Annotated in this window: 16 protein-coding genes; 8 read left to right on the forward strand and 8 right to left on the reverse strand. The window is 55.6% G+C overall.

Annotation, left to right across the window (positions count from 1 at the left end; genetic code table 11):
• Positions 1-12: 12 nt before the first annotated feature.
• Both ACQG0T_RS22170 and pepQ read right to left on the reverse strand, forming a co-directional pair.
• Positions 13-627: an IMPACT family protein gene (locus ACQG0T_RS22170; RefSeq protein ID WP_023295587.1), complete on the reverse strand. Its 615-nt coding sequence runs from the start codon at positions 625-627 to the stop codon at positions 13-15.
• The gene (gene pepQ, locus ACQG0T_RS22175; protein ID WP_017382602.1) at positions 627-1958 is read right to left on the reverse strand and encodes a Xaa-Pro dipeptidase; all 1332 of its coding nucleotides are present in this window, start codon (positions 1956-1958) and stop codon (positions 627-629) included. The genes ACQG0T_RS22170 and pepQ overlap by 1 nt, the downstream gene beginning before the upstream one ends.
• 190 nt (positions 1959-2148) lie before the next feature.
• Between pepQ and fadB the strand changes: the two genes are divergently transcribed.
• Both fadB and fadA read left to right on the forward strand, forming a co-directional pair.
• Positions 2149-4338 (forward strand): fatty acid oxidation complex subunit alpha FadB, encoded by a 2190-nt coding sequence (gene fadB / locus ACQG0T_RS22180; protein WP_023295588.1) that lies wholly within the window; start codon positions 2149-2151, stop codon positions 4336-4338.
• 9 nt (positions 4339-4347) lie between these two features.
• The gene (gene fadA, locus ACQG0T_RS22185) at positions 4348-5511 is read left to right on the forward strand and encodes an acetyl-CoA C-acyltransferase FadA (RefSeq protein WP_023295589.1); all 1164 of its coding nucleotides are present in this window, start codon (positions 4348-4350) and stop codon (positions 5509-5511) included.
• A 145-nt stretch (positions 5512-5656) separates the two neighbouring features.
• Here the strand turns inward: fadA and glyS are convergent, their stop codons facing one another.
• From glyS to ACQG0T_RS22200, 3 genes are all read right to left on the reverse strand, one after another.
• Positions 5657-7726 (reverse strand): glycine--tRNA ligase subunit beta, encoded by a 2070-nt coding sequence (glyS, locus tag ACQG0T_RS22190; protein WP_015572740.1) that lies wholly within the window; start codon positions 7724-7726, stop codon positions 5657-5659.
• Between the two features lie 9 nt (positions 7727-7735).
• Positions 7736-8647, reverse strand: coding sequence for a glycine--tRNA ligase subunit alpha (glyQ, locus tag ACQG0T_RS22195; RefSeq protein WP_003860141.1), 912 nt, complete (start codon positions 8645-8647; stop codon positions 7736-7738).
• A gap of 160 nt (positions 8648-8807) precedes the next feature.
• Positions 8808-9113: a YsaB family lipoprotein gene (locus ACQG0T_RS22200; RefSeq protein ID WP_017693801.1), complete on the reverse strand. Its 306-nt coding sequence runs from the start codon at positions 9111-9113 to the stop codon at positions 8808-8810.
• Positions 9114-9297: 184 nt separating this feature from the next.
• On the opposite strand from ACQG0T_RS22200, the gene ACQG0T_RS22205 reads away from it, so the two are divergent.
• A complete protein-coding gene (locus tag ACQG0T_RS22205; RefSeq protein ID WP_232959693.1) occupies positions 9298-10293 on the forward strand; it encodes an acyltransferase in 996 nt (331 codons plus the stop codon).
• A gap of 52 nt (positions 10294-10345) precedes the next feature.
• Here the strand turns inward: ACQG0T_RS22205 and xylB are convergent, their stop codons facing one another.
• Positions 10346-11800, reverse strand: coding sequence for a xylulokinase (gene xylB / locus ACQG0T_RS22210; RefSeq protein ID WP_032669007.1), 1455 nt, complete (start codon positions 11798-11800; stop codon positions 10346-10348).
• 59 nt (positions 11801-11859) lie between these two features.
• Complete coding sequence (xylA, locus tag ACQG0T_RS22215; protein ID WP_048220425.1) at positions 11860-13182, reverse strand: xylose isomerase; 1323 nt, start codon at positions 13180-13182, stop codon at positions 11860-11862.
• Between the two features lie 371 nt (positions 13183-13553).
• Between xylA and xylF the strand changes: the two genes are divergently transcribed.
• The 4 genes from xylF (at position 13554) to xylR (ending at position 18531) form a co-directional block, all read left to right on the forward strand.
• Positions 13554-14546 carry a D-xylose ABC transporter substrate-binding protein gene (gene xylF / locus ACQG0T_RS22220; RefSeq protein WP_006808602.1) on the forward strand — a complete coding sequence of 331 codons (993 nt, stop codon included), beginning with the start codon at positions 13554-13556 and terminating at the stop codon, positions 14544-14546.
• 72 nt (positions 14547-14618) lie between these two features.
• Positions 14619-16160: a xylose ABC transporter ATP-binding protein gene (locus ACQG0T_RS22225; RefSeq protein ID WP_271040487.1), complete on the forward strand. Its 1542-nt coding sequence runs from the start codon at positions 14619-14621 to the stop codon at positions 16158-16160.
• Positions 16138-17319 (forward strand): xylose ABC transporter permease XylH, encoded by a 1182-nt coding sequence (xylH, locus tag ACQG0T_RS22230; protein WP_058685992.1) that lies wholly within the window; start codon positions 16138-16140, stop codon positions 17317-17319. The genes ACQG0T_RS22225 and xylH overlap by 23 nt, the downstream gene beginning before the upstream one ends.
• A gap of 33 nt (positions 17320-17352) precedes the next feature.
• Positions 17353-18531 carry a D-xylose utilization transcriptional activator XylR gene (gene xylR, locus ACQG0T_RS22235; RefSeq protein ID WP_003860152.1) on the forward strand — a complete coding sequence of 393 codons (1179 nt, stop codon included), beginning with the start codon at positions 17353-17355 and terminating at the stop codon, positions 18529-18531.
• Positions 18532-18566: 35 nt separating this feature from the next.
• On the opposite strand, the gene ACQG0T_RS22240 is transcribed toward xylR, so the two are convergent.
• Entirely contained in the window at positions 18567-19391 is an 825-nt protein-coding gene (locus ACQG0T_RS22240; RefSeq protein ID WP_023295596.1) for a protein bax, read from the reverse strand.
• Positions 19392-19705: 314 nt separating this feature from the next.
• Between ACQG0T_RS22240 and ACQG0T_RS22245 the strand changes: the two genes are divergently transcribed.
• Positions 19706-21736, forward strand: a complete 2031-nt coding sequence (locus tag ACQG0T_RS22245; protein WP_023295597.1) for an alpha-amylase — start codon at positions 19706-19708, stop codon at positions 21734-21736.
• Positions 21737-21835: the final 99 nt, after the last annotated feature.

The raw sequence follows: 21835 nt of genomic DNA on the forward strand, positions 1-21835 counted from the left end.
GTGAGGTGGGGATTATTCTTCAATCGGCAGTAATTGCAATGAACCGCGACTAAAATCAGCGAGTTTTGCTGAAAAAGCAGCCAGTTCCGCCTGAGGAAGCGCCACGCGTAATTGCACCATTGCCTGATAATCACTGTGTGCGATGACACCGTTAAACTGTTTAAGCAGTGCTTCGATACCCGATAGCTGGGCGTAATCGCATAACAAAGTATATTCCGTAAGTGGCGTTTTGCGGGTTGTTATCAGCAGATTAAGCGCTTGCTGGACACCACCTCCGTAGGCTTTAACCAGCCCTCCGGTGCCTAACAAAATGCCCCCGTAGTAGCGGACAACAACGGCGGTGATTTCACCCACGCCGCTGCCCATCAACTGGGATAGCATCGGTTTTCCGGCCGTACCCGCCGGTTCACCGTCGTCAGAAAACCCGAGCTGCTGTGAGTCGTCTGGCGGCCCTGCGACCCACGCCACACAGTGATGGCGGGCATCGGGGTGCTGCGCGCGGACGGACTCGACGAACACCTTCGCCGCCTCCACGCCGTCGGTATGCGCCAGCAGCGTGATAAAGCGGCTTTTCTTGATTTCCTCAACAAAGGTGACCGGCTCGGCCGGTATCAGCCAGCTTTCCATCAGGCCAGCTTCAGATCTCGCGTCATGTTCTCAATGCTGTTCTCGTGAATAACCACGTTATCCTCGATACGAATGCCGCCATACGGCTTCAGCGCTTCAATTTTCTCCCAGTTGAAGTGCTTGCTGAATTGCCCTTCGCGCCACGGTGCCAGCAGGGATTCAATAAAGTAGATGCCCGGCTCGATGGTCAATACCATACGCGGCGCCAGAACGCGGGTGCAGCGCAGATAAGGATATTTAGACGGTGCCGCCAGGTGCGTACCGGTATCATCCTGCATAAAGCCCGCGACGTCATGAACCTGCAAACCCAGCGGGTGACCGATACCATGCGGCATAAATGGCCCGGTCAGATCGTTCTCAACCATCGCCTCTTCGCTCATGTCTTTGACAATCTGATGCTTACGCAGCAGTTTAGCGATGCGCTGATGGAACTGGATGTGATAATCCACGTAGCTGGTTCCGGCCTTCATGGTGCCAATCAGCGCCAGCTGTTCGTCGTTCACGTCTTTGATCAATTGCGCAAAATCGGTGTCCGCATTCGCCGCCCAGGTACGGGTCAGGTCTGCCGCATAACCATTGTACTCAGCCCCCGCGTCCAGCAGGAAGCTGCGCATCTCAGCCGGAACCTGATGATCCAGTTTGGTGTAGTGCAGAACCGAGGCATGTTCATTCAGCGCCACGATGTTGCTGTACGGCACGTCGGTATCGCGGTGGCCGGTCGCCGTCAGGTAGGCCTGATTAATATCGAACTCGCTCATACCGGACTGGAACGCTTCGTGCGCCGCACGGTGGCCATTCACCGCCGTTTTTTGCGCTTCACGCATGCAGTAAAGTTCGTAGTCGGTCTTGTAGGCGCGATAGTAGTGCAGATAATCCAGCACGCCTTTCGGGTTGAGTTTATCTGCCGGAATATCCAGACCCAGCGCACGCTCAGGAACCGGACCAATGTAGCCGATGTTGCCGCGCGCCGCTGGCAGCTGGCTGCCAATGCCGTCTGCTTTTGGCAGCGCAATCACGTCAATTTCTTCGGTCCAGAATGAGGTCGGCAGCGGCTCCACGTTGTGCCAGTAATCGACCGGCAGGTAGAACCACAGTTTCGGCTTGTTCACGCCATCCACCAGCAGCCAGCAATTTGGAACCTGCGTGACAGGCACCCAGGCTTTAAACTGCGGGTTAACCTTGAAGGGATAAGCATGGTCATCAAGAAAAGTATTCATCAGCTCGCCGGAGTGGATCAGCAGGGCATCCAGCTTGAAGCGGGCCAGTACATCGCGGGTACGTTCCTGTAGGGTAACGATATGATTTTTATAAAGCGAAGCCAGTGAGTCCATCATTCTTCCTTTCGTTTTTTTGACCTCAAGTCATCGCATCTTAGCACACCTCACTGCGGCTGCGTGATTTCCACCGACCGTGATCAGCGCAGCAATTTCTTAATGACTAATTTGCATTTTATTAACATAAATTCCACACTCCGTTTCATCTGGTATGACCAGATCCAATTGCTGGATTCAGGAGACCGACATGCTCTACAAAGGCGACACCCTGTACGTAGACTGGCTGGAAGATGGCATTGCCGAACTGGTGTTCGATGCCCCCGGCTCAGTGAACAAGCTTGATACCGCGACGGTGGCCAGTCTTGGCCAGGCGCTGGATGTACTTGAAAAGCAATCAGATTTGAAAGGGCTGCTGCTGCGCTCCAACAAAGCGGCCTTTATCGTTGGCGCGGATATCACCGAATTCCTGTCGCTGTTCCTGGTGCCCGAAGAACAGCTGAGCCAGTGGCTGCACTTTGCCAACAGCGTTTTTAATCGTCTGGAAGATCTGCCTGTCCCGACCCTTTCCGCCGTTAACGGCTACGCGCTGGGCGGTGGCTGCGAGTGCGTGCTGGCGACCGACTACCGTCTGGCGACGCCGGACCTGCGCATCGGCCTGCCGGAAACCAAGCTGGGCATCATGCCGGGCTTTGGCGGTTCCGTGCGTATGCCGCGCATGCTGGGTGCCGACAGCGCGCTGGAGATCATTGCCGCGGGTAAAGATGTCGGCGCAGAACAGGCGCAGAAAATCGGCCTGGTGGACGGCGTGGTTAAGCCTGAAAAACTGATTGAGGGTGCTATCGCCATCCTCCGTCAGGCGATTAATGGCGATCTCGACTGGAAAGCCAAACGCCAGCCGAAACTGGAGCCGTTGAAGCTCAGCAAAATTGAAGCCACCATGAGCTTCACCATCGCCAAAGGCATGGTGATGCAGACGGCGGGTAAACACTACCCGGCGCCGATCACAGCGGTGAAAACCATTGAAGCGGCAGCCCGTCTGGGCCGTGATGACGCTCTGAAGCTTGAAAACCAGAGCTTTGTCCCGCTGGCGCACACCAACGAAGCCCGCGCGCTGGTTGGTATCTTCCTTAACGATCAGTTCGTGAAAGGCAAAGCCAAACAACTCACCAAAAACGTTGAAACGCCAAAACACGCGGCGGTACTCGGCGCGGGCATTATGGGGGGCGGCATCGCCTATCAGTCTGCCTGGAAAGGCGTGCCGGTGGTGATGAAGGACATCAACGAGAAATCCCTGACGCTGGGCATGACCGAAGCGGCCAAGCTGCTGAATAAACAGCTTGAGCGCGGCAAAATTGATGGTCTGAAGCTTGCAGGCGTGATCTCCACCATCCAGCCAGTGCTGGAATACAGCGGTTTCGACCGTGTGGACGTGGTGGTTGAAGCGGTCGTCGAGAACCCGAAAGTGAAAAAAGCGGTGCTGGCCGAAACCGAAGACAAGGTGCGTCCGGAAACCGTGCTGGCCTCTAACACCTCCACCATTCCTATCAGCGAACTGGCGAGCGTGCTGAAGCGTCCGGAAAACTTCTGCGGGATGCACTTCTTTAACCCGGTGCACCGCATGCCGCTGGTCGAAGTGATCCGAGGGGAAAAAACCTCCGACGAAACCATCGCCAAAGTGGTGGCGTGGGCGAGCAAGATGGGCAAAACGCCGATCGTGGTTAACGACTGCCCGGGCTTCTTCGTTAACCGCGTGCTGTTCCCGTACTTCGCCGGTTTCAGCCAGCTGCTGCGCGACGGCGCAGACTTCCGCAAAATCGACAAAGTGATGGAAAAACAGTTCGGCTGGCCGATGGGCCCGGCGTATCTGCTGGACGTTGTCGGCATCGACACTGCCCATCACGCGCAGGCGGTGATGGCGGCGGGCTTCCCGCAGCGCATGCAGAAAGATTATCGCGACGCCATTGATGCCCTGTTCGACGCCAACCGCTTCGGGCAGAAAAACGGTCTGGGCTTCTGGCGCTATAAAGAAGACAGCAAAGGCAAACCGAAGAAAGAAGAAGATCCGGCGGTGGATGGCCTGCTGGCCGACGTCAGTCAGCCAAAACGCGACTTCACCGACGATGAGATCATCGCACGGATGATGATCCCAATGGTCAACGAAGTGGTGCGCTGCCTCGAAGAAGGCATTATCGCCAGCCCGGCAGAAGCGGATATGGCGCTGGTGTACGGCCTCGGCTTCCCTCCGTTCCACGGAGGCGCGTTCCGCTGGCTGGATACGCTCGGCAGCGCCCGCTATCTCGATATGGCTCAGCAGTACCAGCACCTCGGCCCGCTTTATGAGGTGCCGGAAGGGCTGCGTAACAAAGCGCGCCATAACGAACCCTACTACCCAGCAGTTGAGCCAGCCCGTCCGGTTGGCGAACTGAAAACGGCTTAAGGAGTCACAATGGAAAAGGTTGTCATTGTTGATGCGATTCGCACCCCGATGGGCCGTTCAAAAGGCGGTGCGTTCCGTAACGTGCGCGCGGAAGATCTCTCCGCGCACCTGATGCGTAGCCTGCTGGCGCGTAACCCGGCGCTGGACCCAGCAGCGCTGGACGATATCTACTGGGGCTGCGTGCAGCAGACGCTGGAGCAGGGCTTCAACATTGCCCGTAACGCGTCCCTGCTGGCGGAGATCCCGCATTCGGTTCCGGCCGTCACCGTCAACCGTCTTTGCGGTTCGTCGATGCAGGCGCTGCACGACGCGGCGCGGATGATCATGACCGGCGATGCGCAGGCCTGTCTGGTGGGCGGCGTGGAGCACATGGGCCACGTGCCAATGAGCCACGGGGTCGATTTCCATCCTGGCATGAGCCGCAACGTGGCGAAAGCCGCCGGTATGATGGGCCTGACCGCCGAGATGCTCTCCCGTCTGCACGGCATCAGCCGTGAGATGCAGGATGCGTTTGCCGCACGCTCGCATGCCCGCGCCTGGGCCGCCACGCAGTCTGGTGCCTTTAAGAATGAGATCATCCCAACCGGCGGTCACGACGCAGACGGCGTACTGAAGCAGTTCAGCTACGACGAAGTTATCCGCCCGGAAACCACGGTCGAAGCGCTTTCTACCCTGCGTCCGGCGTTTGATCCGGTCACCGGTACGGTAACGGCGGGCACCTCGTCTGCCCTGTCCGACGGTGCCGCCGCGATGCTGGTAATGAGCGAAAGCCGCGCCCGCGAATTAGGCCTGACGCCACGCGCCCGCGTGCGTTCGATGGCGGTCGTGGGCTGCGATCCTTCCATCATGGGCTACGGCCCGGTTCCGGCATCAAAACTGGCGCTGAAAAAAGCGGGGCTGAGCGCAAGTGATATCGACCTCTTTGAGATGAACGAAGCGTTCGCCGCGCAGATCCTGCCGTGCATTAAAGATCTGGGGCTGATAGATCAGATCGACGAGAAGATTAACCTCAACGGCGGCGCGATCGCCCTCGGTCACCCGCTGGGCTGTTCCGGGGCGCGTATCAGTACCACGCTGATTAACCTGATGGAACGCAAAGATGCCCAGTTCGGACTGGCAACGATGTGTATTGGGTTGGGTCAGGGTATCGCGACGGTGTTTGAGAGGGTGTAAATAAGGAAAAGTATCTCAAAGTAACGTAGGCCCGATAAGCATCGCGCCATCGGGCTTTTGCCGGGAGGCGCTACGCTTTCCCGGCCTACGAAGAGAAAAAGTTTAGTTGCCGTTCTTCCCGCCTGTCAGGGGCGGGTTTTTTACGTTATTGCAGCAGCGAAATATCCGCCACGCGCAGGAACAGCTCACGCAGTTTCTCAAGCATCGAGAGACGGTTAATCCGCAGCTCTTTATCTTCCACGTTCACCATCACCTTCTCGAAGAAGGCGTCGATGACGTCACGCAGCTCCGCCAGCTCCACCAGCGCTTCCTGGTAGCGACCTTCCGCGAAGTACGGCTCCAGCTTGTCGCGCAGCACCACCACCTGCATCGCCAGAGAAATCTCTTCCGGCTCTTTCAGGGTTGCAGCGTTGACGCGCTCGTTCAGCGTCTCGTCGGATTTCGCGAGGATGTTGGATACGCGCTTGTTGGCCGCGGCCAGCGCAGACGCCGCTTCCAGCGTACGGAAGTGGGATACCGCTTTCATACGCGCATCGAAATCTGCCGGACGGGTCGGACGACGCGCCAGCACCGCCTGAATGGTATCAACGGAGTAACCTTCGTCCTGATACCACGCGCGGAAACGACCGAGCATAAAGTCGATAACATCATCCACAACCTTCGCGTTGGTCAGCTTATCGCCGTACAGACGTACCGCTTCTTCGGTCAGCGTTTGCAGATCGAGGTTGAGGTTCTTCTCTACGATGATTCGCAGCACGCCCAGCGCAGCACGACGCAGCGCAAACGGGTCTTTATCGCCTTTCGGATGCTGACCGATACCGAAGATACCCGCCAGGGTGTCCATCTTATCGGCAATCGCCACGGCGCAGGCAACCGGGTTAGACGGCAGATCGTCACCGGCAAAGCGCGGCTGATACTGCTCGTTCAGGGCTACCGCCACGTCTTCCGCTTCGCCATCGTGACGCGCGTAGTGCATGCCCATCACGCCCTGGGTGTCGGTAAATTCGAACACCATGTTGGTCATCAGGTCGCACTTGGAGAGCAGGCCCGCACGGGTAGCGTGATTAACGTCGGCGCCAATTTCACGGGCAATCCAGCCGGACAGCTCCGCGATACGGTCGGTTTTGTCGCGCAGCGTACCCAGCTGCTGCTGGAACAGTACGGTTTGCAGACGCGGCAGGTTATCTTCCAGACGTTTTTTACGGTCGGTGTTGAAGAAGAACTCGGCATCCGCCAGACGCGGACGCACCACTTTCTCGTTACCGGAGATAATCTGGCTCGGATCTTTCGATTCGATGTTCGCCACGAAGATGAAGTTTGGCAGCAGCTTGCCGTCGTTGGCGTAAACCGGGAAGTACTTCTGGTCACCCTTCATGGTGTAAACCAGCGCTTCTGCCGGAACGGCCAGGAATTTCTCTTCGAATTTCGCGGTCAGTACAACCGGCCATTCGACCAGCGAGGTCACCTCTTCCAGCAGGCTGTCGCTCAGATCGGCATTACCGCCAATTTTGCGCGCCGCGTCTTCTGCGTCCGCTTTGATTTTGGCTTTACGCTGTTCGTAGTCAGCAATGACCTTGCCGCGCTCCAGCAGGATCTGCGGGTACTGGTCAGCATTGTCGATAGTGAACTCCGACTCGCCCATAAAGCGATGGCCGCGGATCACGCGATCGGACGCCACGCCCAGAATGGTCGCCGGGATAACGGTATCGCCCAGCAGCAGGGTCACGGTGTGAACCGGACGCACAAAGTGTACGTCGGACGCGCCCCAGCGCATCAGCTTAGGAATCGGCAATTTTGCCAGCGAGGTCGCGATCATGTCAGGCAGCAGCGCTTCGGCGCTTTCGCCTTTCACATGGGCACGGTACAGCAGCCATTCACCTTTGTCGGTGGTCAGACGCTCAGCCTGATCAACGGTGATGCCGCAGCCGCGCGCCCAGCCTTCTGCCGCTTTGCTCGGCTTGCCTTCCGCGTCGAACGCCTGAGCAATGGCCGGGCCACGTTTTTCAACTTCGCGATCCGGCTGGGACGCCGCCAGGTTTGCCACTTTCAGCGCCAGACGACGCGGCGCAGCAAACCACTCAATTTTACCGTGCGCCAGGCCAGCGTTATCCAGCTCAGCAGTGACGTTCGCAGCGAAAGATTCAGCCAGGCTGCGCAGGGCTTTTGGTGGCAGCTCTTCAGTGCCGATTTCCACCAGGAAAGTTTTCTCAGACATGGCCGCCTCTTATTTGTTTCGGTTGCACATCGGGAAGCCAAGGGCTTCACGGGACGCGTAGTAAGCTTCTGCAACGGCTTTGGTCAGGGTACGAATACGCAGAATGTAGCGCTGACGTTCAGTCACGGAGATCGCTTTGCGGGCATCCAGCAGGTTGAAGCTGTGGGCAGCCTTCAGAATACGCTCGTAGGCAGGCAGCGGCAGCGGAGTCTCCAGCGCCAGCAGCTGCTGGGCTTCTTTCTCATACTGCTCGAAGCAGGTGAACAGGAAGTCCACGTCCGCGTATTCGAAGTTATAGGTGGATTGCTCCACTTCGTTCTGATGGAACACGTCGCCGTAGGTGGTTTTACCCAGCGGGCCGTCGCTCCAGACCAGGTCGTAAACGCTGTCTACGCCCTGAATGTACATGGCCAGACGTTCCAGACCATAGGTGATTTCGCCGGTAATCGGTTTACATTCCAGACCGCCAACCTGCTGGAAGTAAGTGAACTGGGTCACTTCCATGCCGTTCAGCCACACTTCCCAACCCAGACCCCAGGCACCCAGCGTTGGGTTTTCCCAGTTATCTTCCACGAAACGAATGTCGTGAATGGTTGGATCCATACCCAGCTCTTTCAGTGACCCGAGGTACAGTTCCTGAATGTTGTCGGGTGATGGCTTAATCACCACCTGGAACTGATAGTAGTGCTGCAAACGGTTCGGGTTTTCGCCGTAACGGCCATCGGTCGGACGACGAGATGGCTGCACATAGGCGGTCGCCATTGGCTCTGGCCCTAACGCGCGCAGGCTGGTCATCGGGTGTGAGGTGCCTGCGCCAACTTCCATGTCCAAAGGTTGAACAATGGTGCAGCCCTGACGAGCCCAGTAATCCTGTAAGGTCAGGATCAGGCCCTGGAAGGTCTTGGTATCAAACTTTTGCATAGTATTTCGTGCTGGATACGTGTGGTTTTAAATGGAAGGGATCAGTATACCCGCTGGCTGCAAGATATACAGTACGAAACGGGGTTGTTTAGGGAAAATTGGGGAATAAGCCCTACAGCCAGAACCTGCGAAGGCTCTGGTTGCTGCTTATACGAGCAATTTAACGCATTGAGAGATGTAAAAACTGGCCGTCTGCATCAAAAGAGCAGACAAAGCCCTCTTTACGCGCCGTATAGCCTTTCAGTTCATAGCTGCCCTGAAAGCGCTCGAAGCCGTTTATATGAATTTTCTGTGCTTCGGAATTATAGCGGTGAGCCGCCTGATCCCTGCACAGCTGTTCCATATTCAGAGAACGCTCCGGGCTCATTTTCCCCTGCTGCGCTTTTTGGACAGGTATCTCCTCAGAAGCACTGCATCCTGTTAATAAGAGCAGCAGAAAGAGTGACACCCCACGCTTCATCATCATTTTTATTACCGCCCTGGTCAGTGGCTGTTATTTTTAGTAGCAACACGTTTATAGATTAAAGTCCGTCATTCTGCGAATCTCGCCAGCTCCCTACAAGTTAGCCTGGCTAAACTCAGAATTTTCCAAGGGAAAAGTTTTACACAATCGCAGTCACACTTTTTTTATCAGGAATACAGAGGAACTGATGCAGTCAAAAATTAACTGGATTGATAACCTGCGGGGAATAGCCTGTCTGATGGTGGTGATGATCCACACAACGACCTGGTATGTCACGAACGCGCACAGTATCAGCCCTGTTAACTGGGATGTCGCCAATATTCTGAACTCGGCCTCCCGCGTGAGCGTCCCGCTGTTCTTTATGATTTCCGGTTTTCTCTTTTTTGGCGAGCGTAGCGCACAGCCGAGACATTTCATCCGTATTGTCTCCTGTCTGCTGTTTTACAGCGCCATTTCGCTGCTCTATATCGTCCTGTTCACTTCAATTAACGCTGAACGTTCCCTGCTCAACTTGTTGCAAAAACCAGTGTTCTATCATCTGTGGTTTTTCTTCGCGATAATCGTTATCTATCTGGTGTCACCGTTAATTCAGGTAAAAAACGTCAGCGGTAAAATGCTGATGGCCTTGATGGTAATAATCGGGATCGTGGCCAACCCGAATACCGTTTCACAGAAAATTGATGGCTTTGAATGGCTGCCCGTTAACCTTTATATCACCGGGGATACGTTTTATTACGTGCTGTACGGCATGCTGGGGCGCGCCATTGGCATGATGGAGACGCAAAAGCGAGGAATAAACTGGCTATGCGCAGCCGCGTTTCTCGTCGGTGTGTTTATTATCTCTCGCGGGACGCTGCATGAGCTGCAATGGCGCGGCAACTTTGCCGATACCTGGTATCTCTACTGCGGGCCGATGGTCTTTATCTGCGCGATCTCTCTGCTGACGCTGGTTAAAAACACCCTGAATGCCCGCCCGCTTCCGGTGCTGGGGTTTATCTCTCGCCACTCGCTGGGCATTTACGGTTTTCACGCGCTGGTGATCCACGCCCTGCGCACCCGCGGCGTTGAGCTTAAAAGCTGGCCGGTGCTGGATATTGTCTGGATATTTACCGTTACGCTGGTTGTCAGCCTGCTGCTGTCAATGTTGCTGCAAAGAATCGATACGCGCAGGTTTGTAAGCTAACCCGGTTGAAGGCTGGTAGGCCGGGTAAGCGTTAGCGCCACCCGGCTCCTGTTTATGACATTAGCGGCAAAAGCTGCTGATAGATTTTGCGGAACACGTCTCGTCTTTCAGCATAGCGAGCATGATTTTTCGCATCAGGACGATGCTGCCGTTCAAGCGGCAGCTGGGGCAAAAGCTGGTGCAGTGGTTTATCCGGGTTCAGCGCAATTTGCGCCAGCCGTGCCGCACCGAGCGCCGGGCCGACATCGCCTCCCGTACGATAGTCCAGCTGCAACCCGCTGATATCGGAAAGCATTTGCCGCCAGTAGCTGCTTCGTGCACCGCCGCCAATTAACGTAATGCTGGATGGCGTCAGTCCACAGTCATGCACGACATCCATTCCGTCCGCCAGAGCATAGCCAACGCCTTCAAGCACCGCGCGCGCAAGCTCTGCCGGGCCGTGCTGATGGGTAAGACCGAAGAACACCCCTTTCGCTTCCGGGTTGTTATGCGGCGTCCGCTCGCCGGAAAGGTACGGTAAAAACCAGACCGCACCGGCATTATCATCTGCCTGCTGTGCCGCTGTGATAAGCGCCGGGACGTCCGCCATTCCGGTTAGCTTTGCCGCCCAGTCAAGGCAGGAAGCCGCGCTCAGCATCACCGACATCAAATGCCATTTACCCGGCAACGCGTGGCAGAAGCTGTGTACGGCGCTTCCCGGGTTGCTACGATACCCGTCACTGACGGCAAAATAGACGCCGGAAGTGCCGAGCGAGAGCATGGCCTGCCCTGCCTCGACCATCCCCACGCCGACCGCACCCGCCGCATTATCGCCGCCGCCGGCGACGACAGGTACGGCTGGCATGTTCCAGCGTTCAGCAACAGAAGGCTGCAAAGCGCCCGTGATTTCACTGCCTTCAAACAGCGCAGGCATATGGTCGCGCGTCAGCTGGCAGGCATCCAGCATCGCCTCGCTCCAGTCCCGTTTCGCCACGTCGAGCCACATCGTGCCCGCGGCGTCAGACATGTCGCTGGCAAAATCCCCCGTCATGCGAAAACGCAGGTAGTCTTTCGGCAACAGAACCTTCGCCACCTGACGAAAAATCTCAGGCTCATGACGCTGCACCCACAGGAGTTTTGGCGCGGTAAAACCGGGCATCATCAGGTTGCCCGTAATTTCGCGGGACGCAGGCACACGCTCCTCAAGGATCGCGCACTCTTCCGCACAGCGGCCATCGTTCCAGAGAATAGCCGGGCGCAGAACGCGATGCTGACTATCCAGCAACGTTGCGCCATGCATTTGCCCGGCAATGCCCAGCGCCTTCACGTCGCGCAGGCTGTGCTGCTCGCCTAAGGCTTTCATCGCACGCTCTGTCGCCTGCCACCACTGCTCCGGATCTTGTTCCGACCATAGCGGATACGGACGTGAAACCTGCAACTTTTCAGTCTGCGTGGCTAATACATCGCCCTGCTCGCTTAACAGGATGGCTTTCACCCCCGACGTGCCAAGATCGATCCCGATATACATGTGGTGACTCCTTTGACAGAAATGCCCGGTGGCGCTGCGCTTACCGGGCCTGGATGCTGTTATTTATCGAACAGGTAGTGATTGACCAGGTTTTCCAGCAGCTCCTGATGGCCGCTCTGATGCTGCGGCGCAAGCTGATGCTGTTCAGCGTACTTCGCGATCTCCGCAAGCGATAACTGACCTTTCAAAATTTGCTGGCCCAGCTCACTGTTCCAGCCGCTGTAGCGCTTCGCCACGCGCTTATCCAGCTCACCGTCTTCAATCATACGGGCCGCTACTTTCAGCGCCAGCGCCATGGTGTCCATCGCGCCAATATGCCCGTAGAACAGATCGTATTTGTCGGTGCTCTGGCGACGCACTTTGGCGTCGAAGTTCAGGCCGCCGGTGGTGAAACCGCCCGCTTTGATGATCTCGTACATCACCAGCGCATTCTCTTCCACGCTGTTCGGGAACTGGTCGGTATCCCAGCCCAGCTGTGGATCACCACGGTTAGCATCGACAGAGCCGAAGATGCCCAGTGCAATCGCAGAGGCAATTTCGTGATGGAACGAGTGGCCCGCCAGGGTAGCGTGGTTAGCCTCAATATTCACTTTGATCTCTTTTTCCAGACCAAACTGCTTCAGGAAGCCATACACGGTGGCGACATCATAATCATACTGATGCTTGGTTGGCTCCTGTGGTTTTGGCTCAATCAGCAGCGTGCCGCGGAAACCGATTTTGTGTTTGTGGTCCACAACCATCTGCATAAAGCGACCAATCTGCTCACGCTCCTGACGCAGGTCGGTATTCAGCAGCGTTTCATAGCCTTCACGACCGCCCCAGAGTACATAGTTCTCACCGCCCAGCTGATGCGTGGCGTTCATCGCGGTCACGACCTGGGTTGCCGCCCAGCTGAAGACTTCCGGGTCCGGGTTGGTTGCCGCACCCGCGCCATAGCGAGGATTGGTAAAGCAGTTAGCCGTACCCCAGAGCAGCTTCACGCAGCTTTGCTGCTGTTTTTCAGCCAGTACGTCGACCATCTGCGCGAAATTGTTCAGATACTCTTTCAGCGATGCCCCTTCCGGCGACACGTCCACATCGTGGAAACAGTAGTACGGCACGTTCAGCTTATGGAAGAACTCGAACGCGACGTCGGCTTTACGCTTCGCCAGCTCAATGGCCTCGCCCGGCTGTTGCCATGGACGGTCAAAAGAGCCCACGCCGAACATATCGGCACCGTTCCAGCAGAAGGTGTGCCAGTAGCAGGCGGCAAAGCGCAAGTGATCTTCCATGCGCTTACCCAGCACCAGCTCATCCGGGTTGTAGTGACGAAATGCTAAAGGATTGGTCGTTTTCGTGCCTTCGAAACGAACGCGATCGAGTTGGTCGAAATAAGCTTGCATATTGAGCTCCATAATCAGGGTATGCGGCGTGGTCTTGCTTCTGGAGTAATAGTGAATAGACATTGGAGGTTGCTCAATTACGTTATTTCACACTGCTATTGAGATAATGCGCAATTGTGCGCTGGCTCGCAAAATAATGCGCAGACAAACTATTTTTCGGCGCGCATTCCAGAATCAAATGTAATTAATAGGTTACGCTTTTTAAAATCCGATCGCGGTCATAAATTCAGAAATAAACCAAATATCGTAATGAGAAGATAAAAATCTGTAATTGCCAGCAGGCCTTTCCACGTTAAAAATTTGCTGCGTCTCAGCAGTGAACGTTTCTTTTATCTCAGCTACACATACCCCTACAAAAAGGCCTAATAATTATGAAGATAAAGAACCTGACCCTAACGCTCTGCACTACTCTCCTGCTTGCAAGCTTTGCCGGACATGCCAAAGAGGTCAAAATCGGCATGGCGATTGATGACTTACGCCTGGAGCGCTGGCAAAAAGATCGCGATATATTTGTTAAAAAAGCGGAATCTCTCGGCGCGGAGGTGTTCGTTCAGTCCGCTAACGGCAACGAAGAGACGCAAATGTCGCAAATCGAGAATATGATCAACCGTGGCGTCGATGTGCTGGTCATTATCCCGTATAACGGCCAGGTATTAAGCAACGTGGTGAAAGAAGCGAAACAGGAAGGGATAAAAGTCCTGGCTTATGACCGCATGATTAATAATGCCGATATTGATTATTATATTTCGTTCGACAATGAAAAGGTGGGAGAATTACAGGCTAAAAGCCTGGTCGCAAAAGTGCCTCAGGGAAATTATTTCCTGATGGGCGGCTCGCCTGTGGATAACAACGCCAAACTGTTCCGCCAGGGACAAATGAAAGTGCTGAAGCCGTATATCGACGAGGGCAAAATTAAAGTCGTCGGCGACCAGTGGGCTGACGGCTGGTTACCGGAAAACGCGCTGAAAATTATGGAAAACGCGTTGACCGCAAATAACAACAAAATCGATGCGGTGGTGGCCTCTAACGATGCCACTGCGGGTGGCGCCATTCAGGCGCTGAGCGCGCAGGGACTGGCCGGGAAAGTCGCTATTTCCGGACAGGACGCCGACCTTGCGGGTGTAAAACGCATCATCGCGGGTACCCAGACCATGACGGTGTATAAGCCCATTACCGAGCTTGCCAATACGGCCGCCGAAATTGCCGTTGAGCTGGGCAATGGCCAGCAACCTAAAGCAGACGCGACGTTAAATAACGGCCTGAAAGACGTACCTGCTCGCCTGCTTACCCCTATCGAAGTCAACAAAGAGAATATTGACGCCACCGTGGTGAAAGACGGTTTCCATAAGAAGAGTGAACTGTAATCCAGCGCAGCCCCTGCCCGGCAGGGGCGCATTGACCTGCCCTGTTCATCTGTTGGGCTATGCGGAGCAGTTATGTCTTATTTACTTGAAATGAAAAGCATCACCAAAGCCTTCGGGGCGGTGAAAGCAGTCGATAACGTAAGCCTGCGGCTGAATCCCGGCGAAGTGATGTCGCTGTGCGGTGAAAATGGCTCGGGAAAATCTACGCTGATGAAAGTGTTGTGCGGGATCTACCCGCACGGCAGCTACGAGGGCGAAATCGTTTTTGCCGGTGAGGTGCTCCAGGCCACGCACATTCGCGATACCGAACGTAAAGGCATCGCTATCATTCACCAGGAGCTGGCGCTGGTGAAGCACCTTACCGTGCTGGAAAATATCTTTCTCGGTGCCGAACTCTCACGCCACGGCGTACTGGATTACGACACCATGACGCTGCGCTGCGAAAAACTGCTGGCTCAGGTGAGCCTGGCTATCTCACCGGATACGCGCGTGGGCGACTTAGGTTTAGGCCAGCAGCAGCTGGTGGAGATCGCCAAGGCGCTGAACAAACAGGTGCGCCTGTTGATCCTCGACGAACCAACCGCTTCACTCACCGAACAGGAAACCGCCGTTCTGCTCAATATCATCCGCGATCTGCAAAACCACGGTATCGCCTGCATCTATATTTCGCACAAGCTCAATGAGGTGAAAGCCATTTCCGACACCATCTGCGTCATCCGCGACGGGCAGCACATCGGCACGCGTGAAGCAGAAGGCATGAGCGAGGATGACATCATAACCATGATGGTGGGTCGCGAACTCACCGCGCTGTATCCCAACGAACCGCACACCATCGGCGAAGAGCTCCTGCGCGTGGAAAACCTGACGGCGTGGCATCCCGTTAACCGCCATATCAAGCGCGTGGATAACCTCTCCTTCTCGCTGCACCGCGGCGAAATTCTCGGCATTGCGGGTTTAGTGGGTGCCGGAAGAACCGAGGCCGTGCAGTGTCTCTTTGGCGTCTGGCCGGGGCGCTGGGAAGGCAAAATTTATATCGACGGTCAGCCGGTAAAAATCGACAACTGCCAGCAGGCTATTGCTAAGGGTATTGCCATGGTGCCAGAAGACCGCAAAAAAGACGGCATCGTGCCGGTAATGGCGGTGGGAAAAAATATCACGCTGGCGGCGCTCAGCCAGTTTTCCGGCGCGCTGAGCAGCCTGGATGATGCCGCAGAACAGCAGTGTATTCTCCAGTCGCTTGCCCGGCTCAAGGTGAAAACCTCCTCGCAGGAGCTGGCGATAGGACGCCTGAGCGGCGGCAACCAGCAGAAAGCGATTCTGGCGCGCTGCCTGCTGCTTAATCCGCGCATTTTAATTCTGGACGAACCCACCCGCGGGATCGATATCGGCGCGAAGTATGAAATCTACAAGCTGATCAACCAGCTTGTGCAGCAAGGGATTGCCGTCATTGTTATCTCGTCCGAATTGCCTGAAGTGCTGGGGCTGAGCGACCGCGTGCTGGTCATGCATGAAGGGAAACTCAAAGCCAACCTGAACAACCAGAACCTGACGCAAGAGCAGGTGATGGAAGCTGCCTTAAGGAGCGAACGCCATGTCGAAAAGCAACCCGTCTGATATTAAAGTCGCTGTTCCGACGCCCGGTGCGTTCGCAGGACTTAAATCGCTGAATCTGCAAGTTTTTGTAATGATTGCCGCCATTATCGTGATCATGTTGTTCTTTACCTGGATGACCGATGGCTCCTATTTGAGCGCACGTAACGTCTCTAACCTGCTGCGTCAGACCGCCATCACCGGGATCCTGGCGGTGGGGATGGTCTTTGTGATTATCTCAGCGGAAATTGACCTGTCGGTAGGGTCGATGATGGGTCTGCTCGGCGGCGTGGCGGCAATTTTTGACGTCTGGCTCGGCTGGCCGCTGCCGCTGACGATTGCGGTCACGCTGGTGCTGGGTCTGCTGCTGGGGGCGTGGAATGGCTGGTGGGTGGCCTACCGTAAAGTCCCGTCGTTTATCGTCACCTTAGCGGGAATGCTGGCCTTCCGCGGCATTCTGATTGGGATCACCAACGGCACCACCGTCTCCCCGACCAGCGCCTCAATGTCCCAGATTGGCCAAAGCTACCTCTCTGATGGCGTCGGTTTTACGATCGGCGTGGTTGGGCTGATGGCGTTTGTCGCGTGGCAATGGCGGGGACGCATGCGTCGCCAGGCGCTGGGGCTGGCCTCGCCTGCTTCAACCTCGGTTGTCGGCCGTCAGGCGCTTACTGCGGTGATTGTGCTTGGCGCCATCTGGCTGTTAAACGATTATCGCGGCGTCCCAACACCCGTTCTGCTGCTGGCGCTGTTGCTGTTAGGTGGAATGTTTATGGCCACACGTACCGCATTCGGTCGCCGTATTTATGCCATCGGCGGCAACCTGGAAGCCGCGCGTTTATCTGGTATCAACGTCGAGCGAACGAAACTCACCGTCTTTGCCATCAACGGCCTGATGGTGGCCATCGCGGGGCTGATCCTCAGTTCGCGACTGGGGGCGGGCTCCCCGTCTGCGGGTAATATTGCCGAGCTGGACGCCATCGCCGCCTGCGTGATTGGCGGGACCAGCCTCGCCGGGGGCATTGGCAGCGTGGCGGGGGCGGTGATGGGCGCATTTATTATGGCTTCGCTGGATAACGGGATGAGTATGATGGACGTGCCGACGTTTTGGCAGTATATCGTCAAGGGTGCCATTCTTTTGCTGGCAGTCTGGATGGACTCTGCCACCAAGCGGCGCGCCTGATAACAGTATCGTGACTAATTTGGGATATGAGCCATGTTTGAAAAGCGTCACCGCATTACGTTGTTATTCAATGCCAACAAAGCCTATGACCGGCAGGTGGTTGAAGGGGTTGGCGAATATTTGCAGGCGTCGCAATCCGAATGGGATATTTTCATCGAAGAAGATTTCCGTACCCGTCTGGAGAACATCAAAGACTGGCTGGGAGACGGGGTCATCGCTGACTTTGACGACCCCGTGATTGAACAGTTGCTGAGTGGCGTCGACGTACCTATCGTGGGCGTTGGCGGCTCTTACCATACACCGGAACATTACCCCCCCGTACACTACATCGCCACGGATAACCATGCTCTGGTCGAGACCGCCTTCCTCCATTTAAAGGAGAAAGGCGTACATCGTTTTGCGTTTTACGGATTGCCCGCCACCAGCGGAAAGCGCTGGGCGATGGAGCGTGAATATGCCTTCTGCCAGCTGGTTGCCCAGGAGAAGTATCGCGGCGTCGTTTATCAGGGGCTGGAAACCGCGCCAGAAAACTGGCAGCACGCACAGAATCGCCTGGCTGACTGGCTGCAAACGCTGCCGCCCCAGACAGGGATTATCGCCGTGACGGACGCCCGCGCCCGCCACGTATTACAGGTGTGCGAACATTTGCATATTCCGGTGCCTGAAAAGCTGTGCGTGATTGGTATTGATAACGAAGAGCTTACGCGCTATCTGTCGCGCGTGGCGCTCTCATCCGTGGCTCAGGGTACCCGTCAGATGGGCTATCAGGCCGCAAAGCTGCTGCACAGACTGTTAGACAACGAATCCCTGCCGCTCCAGCGTCTGCTGGTTCCGCCCGTTCGCGTGGTCGAGCGTCGCTCAACTGACTACCGCTCCTTAAACGATCCGGCCGTGATTCAGGCGATGCACTACATTCGCAATCATGCCTGCAAAGGGATTAAGGTCGATCAGGTGCTCGATTCGGTCGGCATTTCACGTTCGAATCTGGAGAAGCGGTTCAAAGAGGAAGTCGGTGAGACGATTCACGCCGTGATCCATGCGGAAAAGCTGGAGAAAGCGCGCAGTCTGCTGATCTCCACCTCGCTGTCGATCAACGAGATTTCACAGATGTGCGGCTATCCGTCGCTTCAGTATTTCTATTCGGTGTTCAGAAAAGAGTATGACACCACGCCGAAGGAGTACCGGGAACGGTACAGTGAAGTCCTGCTCTAGAAAAAAGAACGCCTTCCAGGGGAAGGCGTTTTTCATTACATATGTGCGGCAATCAGACGCTGGTTATCCTGATACATGGAGAACAGGTAATTGTTATAACGCTGTCCCTGAGTGGAATAACCTTTCAGCTTGTGGATCATCGCCGTAGCCGTTACTTCCTGATCCGCCTTACGCAGCTGAGCGCGTGACTTACGGAACGAGGAGTAGGCCGGATGGGTGTTCAGGTTCACCACATAGGCATTCACGGAATCTTTCACCGATTCAAACTGTGAATAGCCCTTCACCTTGCCGGGTGCATTAGTACAACGACCTTTTGCGCATTTCATGCCAAACAGATTGTTGTTGTTGCGCGCCAGCTTCGAGGTGCCCCAACCGCTTTCGGCGGCGGCCATTGTCGCGACCATACTGCCTGGAATAATGTCCACACGCTCTAACAGAGTGTTCCACGGCACACGACGCGTGTTCCCGCTCCACTTCACTTTATAGCGTTTGGCGATGTCTTTCAGGCGAGTGCGCTCAGACGGCGACCAGCGGCTATCGTACTGTTTGGAGATCAGCCAGTTACGATCCGCAGTAATCGCGGCATTTTGACTTTTAATGTAAGGCATTACCGTCCGGAGAAACGCTTTTTTCCTTGGTGTCCCGGAAGGGTATTTTCGCAAATCAGGAAGTGAACTACTCTTTGCACTATTGCGAGAATACTCTTGTTTACTGCTAACCTTACTGCTTGTCGTCTTTATTACGTGGGCTTTCTTACTCGTTGTATCCGCGTGCGTCTTTGCAAGCACCTCACCTGAAAATGCCATGGTGAGTAACATGAGTATCGCGGCCCCATATCGTCGAATGGGAGTCGATATCATTAGGTCTCCTGGTCGGATATAAACATTCCAACACCTTATTTTCTTCAAAAATTTGAGAGCGGAATCTCAAATCATACCAAAAATAGTCCTCAAGAGCACGTATACAAATAGTCCAATTCCGAAACTATGTCATCCGGAACATGCTCATTAAAACAGCAATACTGGAAAAATGTGCGCGATATCGCAGATAACTGCCTAATTTTGCGCGGGATCACTCATCCCTTCGCGTCCTCCTGGCAGAAAGCCTCAGAGGAGGAGTTTTTCCCCTGAGCCGAGTGGCACACTGGTCAAAAATGCCGCGACAGGAAAATGGAATGAAACGCACTGCATTAGCTGTTCTGATGTTACCCGCATTCGCGCATGCCGACTGGTCATCGCCGGGATTTAACGCGTTTAGCGCTGAAGGTACCGGCGTCTTTACCAGCCAGGCAACGCTTGCGAAGGGTACCCGCCCGCTGACGTTGAGTCTTGACAACGCGTGCTGGCAGCCGACAGGTGCCATTAAGCTCAACGAGATGCTGTCGCTCAAACCGTGCGAAGGCGCCCCACCGCAGTGGCGGTTATTCCGTGACGGCGTTTACCAGATGCGTATTGATACGCGCTCTGGAACGCCGACGCTGATGTTGACGGTGCAAAGTGCGGCGCCACAGCCTGTCGCAAACGTCACCCGCCAGTGCCCGAAGTGGGACGGCAAACCGCTGACGATCGACGTCGTTAACACCTTCCCGGAAGGCACGGTAGTGCGTGATTTTTACAGCAAACAGACCGCGACCGTTCAAAATGGCAAAGTGACTCTTCAGCCAGCCGCCAACAGTAATGGCCTGCTGCTGCTTGAGCGCGCCGAGACGGACAAACCCGCGCCGTTCAGCTGGCAAAACGCCACCGTCTATTTCGTGCTGACCGATCGCTTCGTGAATGGCGACCCCACCAACGACAACAGCTATGGCCGTCATAAAGACGGTATGCAGGAGATTGGTACTTTCCACGGCGGCGATCTGAAAGGGCTTACCAGCAAACTGGATTACCTTCAGCAACTGGGCGTGAATGCGCTCTGGATAAGCTCACCGCTGGAGCAGATCCACGGCTGGGTTGGCGGCGGCACCAAAGGTGATTTCCCCCACTACGCCTATCACGGCTATTACACCCAGGACTGGACGAAACTCGACGCCAACATGGGCAACGAAGAGGATTTACGCCAGCTCGTCGACGACGCGCACAGGCGCGGTATCCGTGTCCTGTTTGACATTGTCATGAACCACGCGGGTTATGCGACGCTTGCAGATATGCAGGAGTATCAGTTCGGCGCGCTCTATTTGCAGGGCGATGAACTGAAAAAAACCCTCGGCGAGCGCTGGACTGACTGGAAGCCAGGCGCTGGTCAAAGCTGGCACAGCTTCAACGATTACATCAACTTCAGTGACAAAGCCGCATGGGAAAAATGGTGGGGTAAAAAATGGATCCGTACCGATATCGGTGATTATGACAACCCGGGCTTTGACGATCTGACCATGTCGCTGGCCTTCCTGCCGGATCTGAAAACGGAATCCAAGATCCCGTCAGGTTTGCCGAACTTTTATCAACACAAGCCCGACACCAACGCGAAAGTGATGACGAATTTCACGCCGCGAGATTACCTGACTCACTGGCTCAGTCAGTGGGTACGTGACTACGGCATCGACGGCTTCCGGGTCGATACCGCTAAGCACGTTGAGCCTGAAGCCTGGCAGCAACTGAAAAACCAGGCCAGCCAGGCGCTGGCCGCGTGGAAAGCCGCTAACCCGGACAAAAAACTCGACAATGCGCCATTCTGGATGACCGGTGAATCCTGGGGCCACGGCGTGATGCAGAGCGATTATTACCGCCACGGCTTCGATGCGATGATCAACTTTGACTATCAGGAGCAGGCGGCGAAAGCGGTGGACTGCCTGGCCGATATGGATTTGACCTGGCAGCAAATGGCAGAAAAGCTGCAAAGTTTTAATGTGCTGAGCTATCTCTCCTCCCACGATACGCGTCTGTTCCGTGAAGGGGGCCAGCGCGCCGCTGAGTTACTGCTGCTGGCGCCGGGAAGCGTGCAGATCTATTACGGCGATGAATCCGAGCGTCCATTCGGCCCGACGGGCTCCGATCCGCTACAGGGAACCCGTTCGGATATGAACTGGCAGGACGTCACGGGTAAACAGGCGTTAACTGTCGCCCACTGGCAGCTTCTGGGGCAGTTCCGCGCCCGTCATCCGGCGGTGGGTGAAGGCAAGCAAACCACGCTGTCACTGAAAGAAGGCTACGGCTTTGTGCGCGAGCACAAGGGCGATAAGGTGATGGTGGTGTGGGCGGGTAATCAATAGACCCCCTCACCCTAACCCTCTCCCCAGGGGCTGAGGGATCCCCAGTAATTTGAAAGCAAAAGCGATAACGTTGCCTCAGAATAACTGAGGGCTTTCAGC

Origin of the sequence: Enterobacter cloacae complex sp. 302F9, assembly GCF_050030335.1 — a bacterium.
Classification (GTDB): domain Bacteria; phylum Pseudomonadota; class Gammaproteobacteria; order Enterobacterales; family Enterobacteriaceae; genus Enterobacter; species Enterobacter hormaechei_C.

Excerpts from the sequence above, each read along its gene's own strand:
- fadB (WP_023295588.1), top strand. The coding sequence starts at position 2,149 with ATGCTCTACAAAGGCGACACCCTGTACGTAGACTGGCTGGAAGATGGC.
- xylR (WP_003860152.1), top strand. The coding sequence starts at position 17,353 with ATGTTTGAAAAGCGTCACCGCATTACGTTGTTATTCAATGCCAACAAA.
- xylH (WP_058685992.1), top strand. The coding sequence starts at position 16,138 with ATGTCGAAAAGCAACCCGTCTGATATTAAAGTCGCTGTTCCGACGCCC.
- xylF (WP_006808602.1), top strand. The coding sequence starts at position 13,554 with ATGAAGATAAAGAACCTGACCCTAACGCTCTGCACTACTCTCCTGCTT.
- ACQG0T_RS22200 (WP_017693801.1), bottom strand. The coding sequence starts at position 9,113 with ATGATGATGAAGCGTGGGGTGTCACTCTTTCTGCTGCTCTTATTAACA.
- glyQ (WP_003860141.1), bottom strand. The coding sequence starts at position 8,647 with ATGCAAAAGTTTGATACCAAGACCTTCCAGGGCCTGATCCTGACCTTA.
- ACQG0T_RS22240 (WP_023295596.1), bottom strand. The coding sequence starts at position 19,391 with ATGATATCGACTCCCATTCGACGATATGGGGCCGCGATACTCATGTTA.
- xylB (WP_032669007.1), bottom strand. The coding sequence starts at position 11,800 with ATGTATATCGGGATCGATCTTGGCACGTCGGGGGTGAAAGCCATCCTG.
- ACQG0T_RS22225 (WP_271040487.1), top strand. The coding sequence starts at position 14,619 with ATGTCTTATTTACTTGAAATGAAAAGCATCACCAAAGCCTTCGGGGCG.
- ACQG0T_RS22170 (WP_023295587.1), bottom strand. The coding sequence starts at position 627 with ATGGAAAGCTGGCTGATACCGGCCGAGCCGGTCACCTTTGTTGAGGAA.
- fadA (WP_023295589.1), top strand. The coding sequence starts at position 4,348 with ATGGAAAAGGTTGTCATTGTTGATGCGATTCGCACCCCGATGGGCCGT.
- ACQG0T_RS22205 (WP_232959693.1), top strand. The coding sequence starts at position 9,298 with ATGCAGTCAAAAATTAACTGGATTGATAACCTGCGGGGAATAGCCTGT.
- ACQG0T_RS22245 (WP_023295597.1), top strand. The coding sequence starts at position 19,706 with ATGAAACGCACTGCATTAGCTGTTCTGATGTTACCCGCATTCGCGCAT.
- pepQ (WP_017382602.1), bottom strand. The coding sequence starts at position 1,958 with ATGGACTCACTGGCTTCGCTTTATAAAAATCATATCGTTACCCTACAG.
- glyS (WP_015572740.1), bottom strand. The coding sequence starts at position 7,726 with ATGTCTGAGAAAACTTTCCTGGTGGAAATCGGCACTGAAGAGCTGCCA.
- xylA (WP_048220425.1), bottom strand. The coding sequence starts at position 13,182 with ATGCAAGCTTATTTCGACCAACTCGATCGCGTTCGTTTCGAAGGCACG.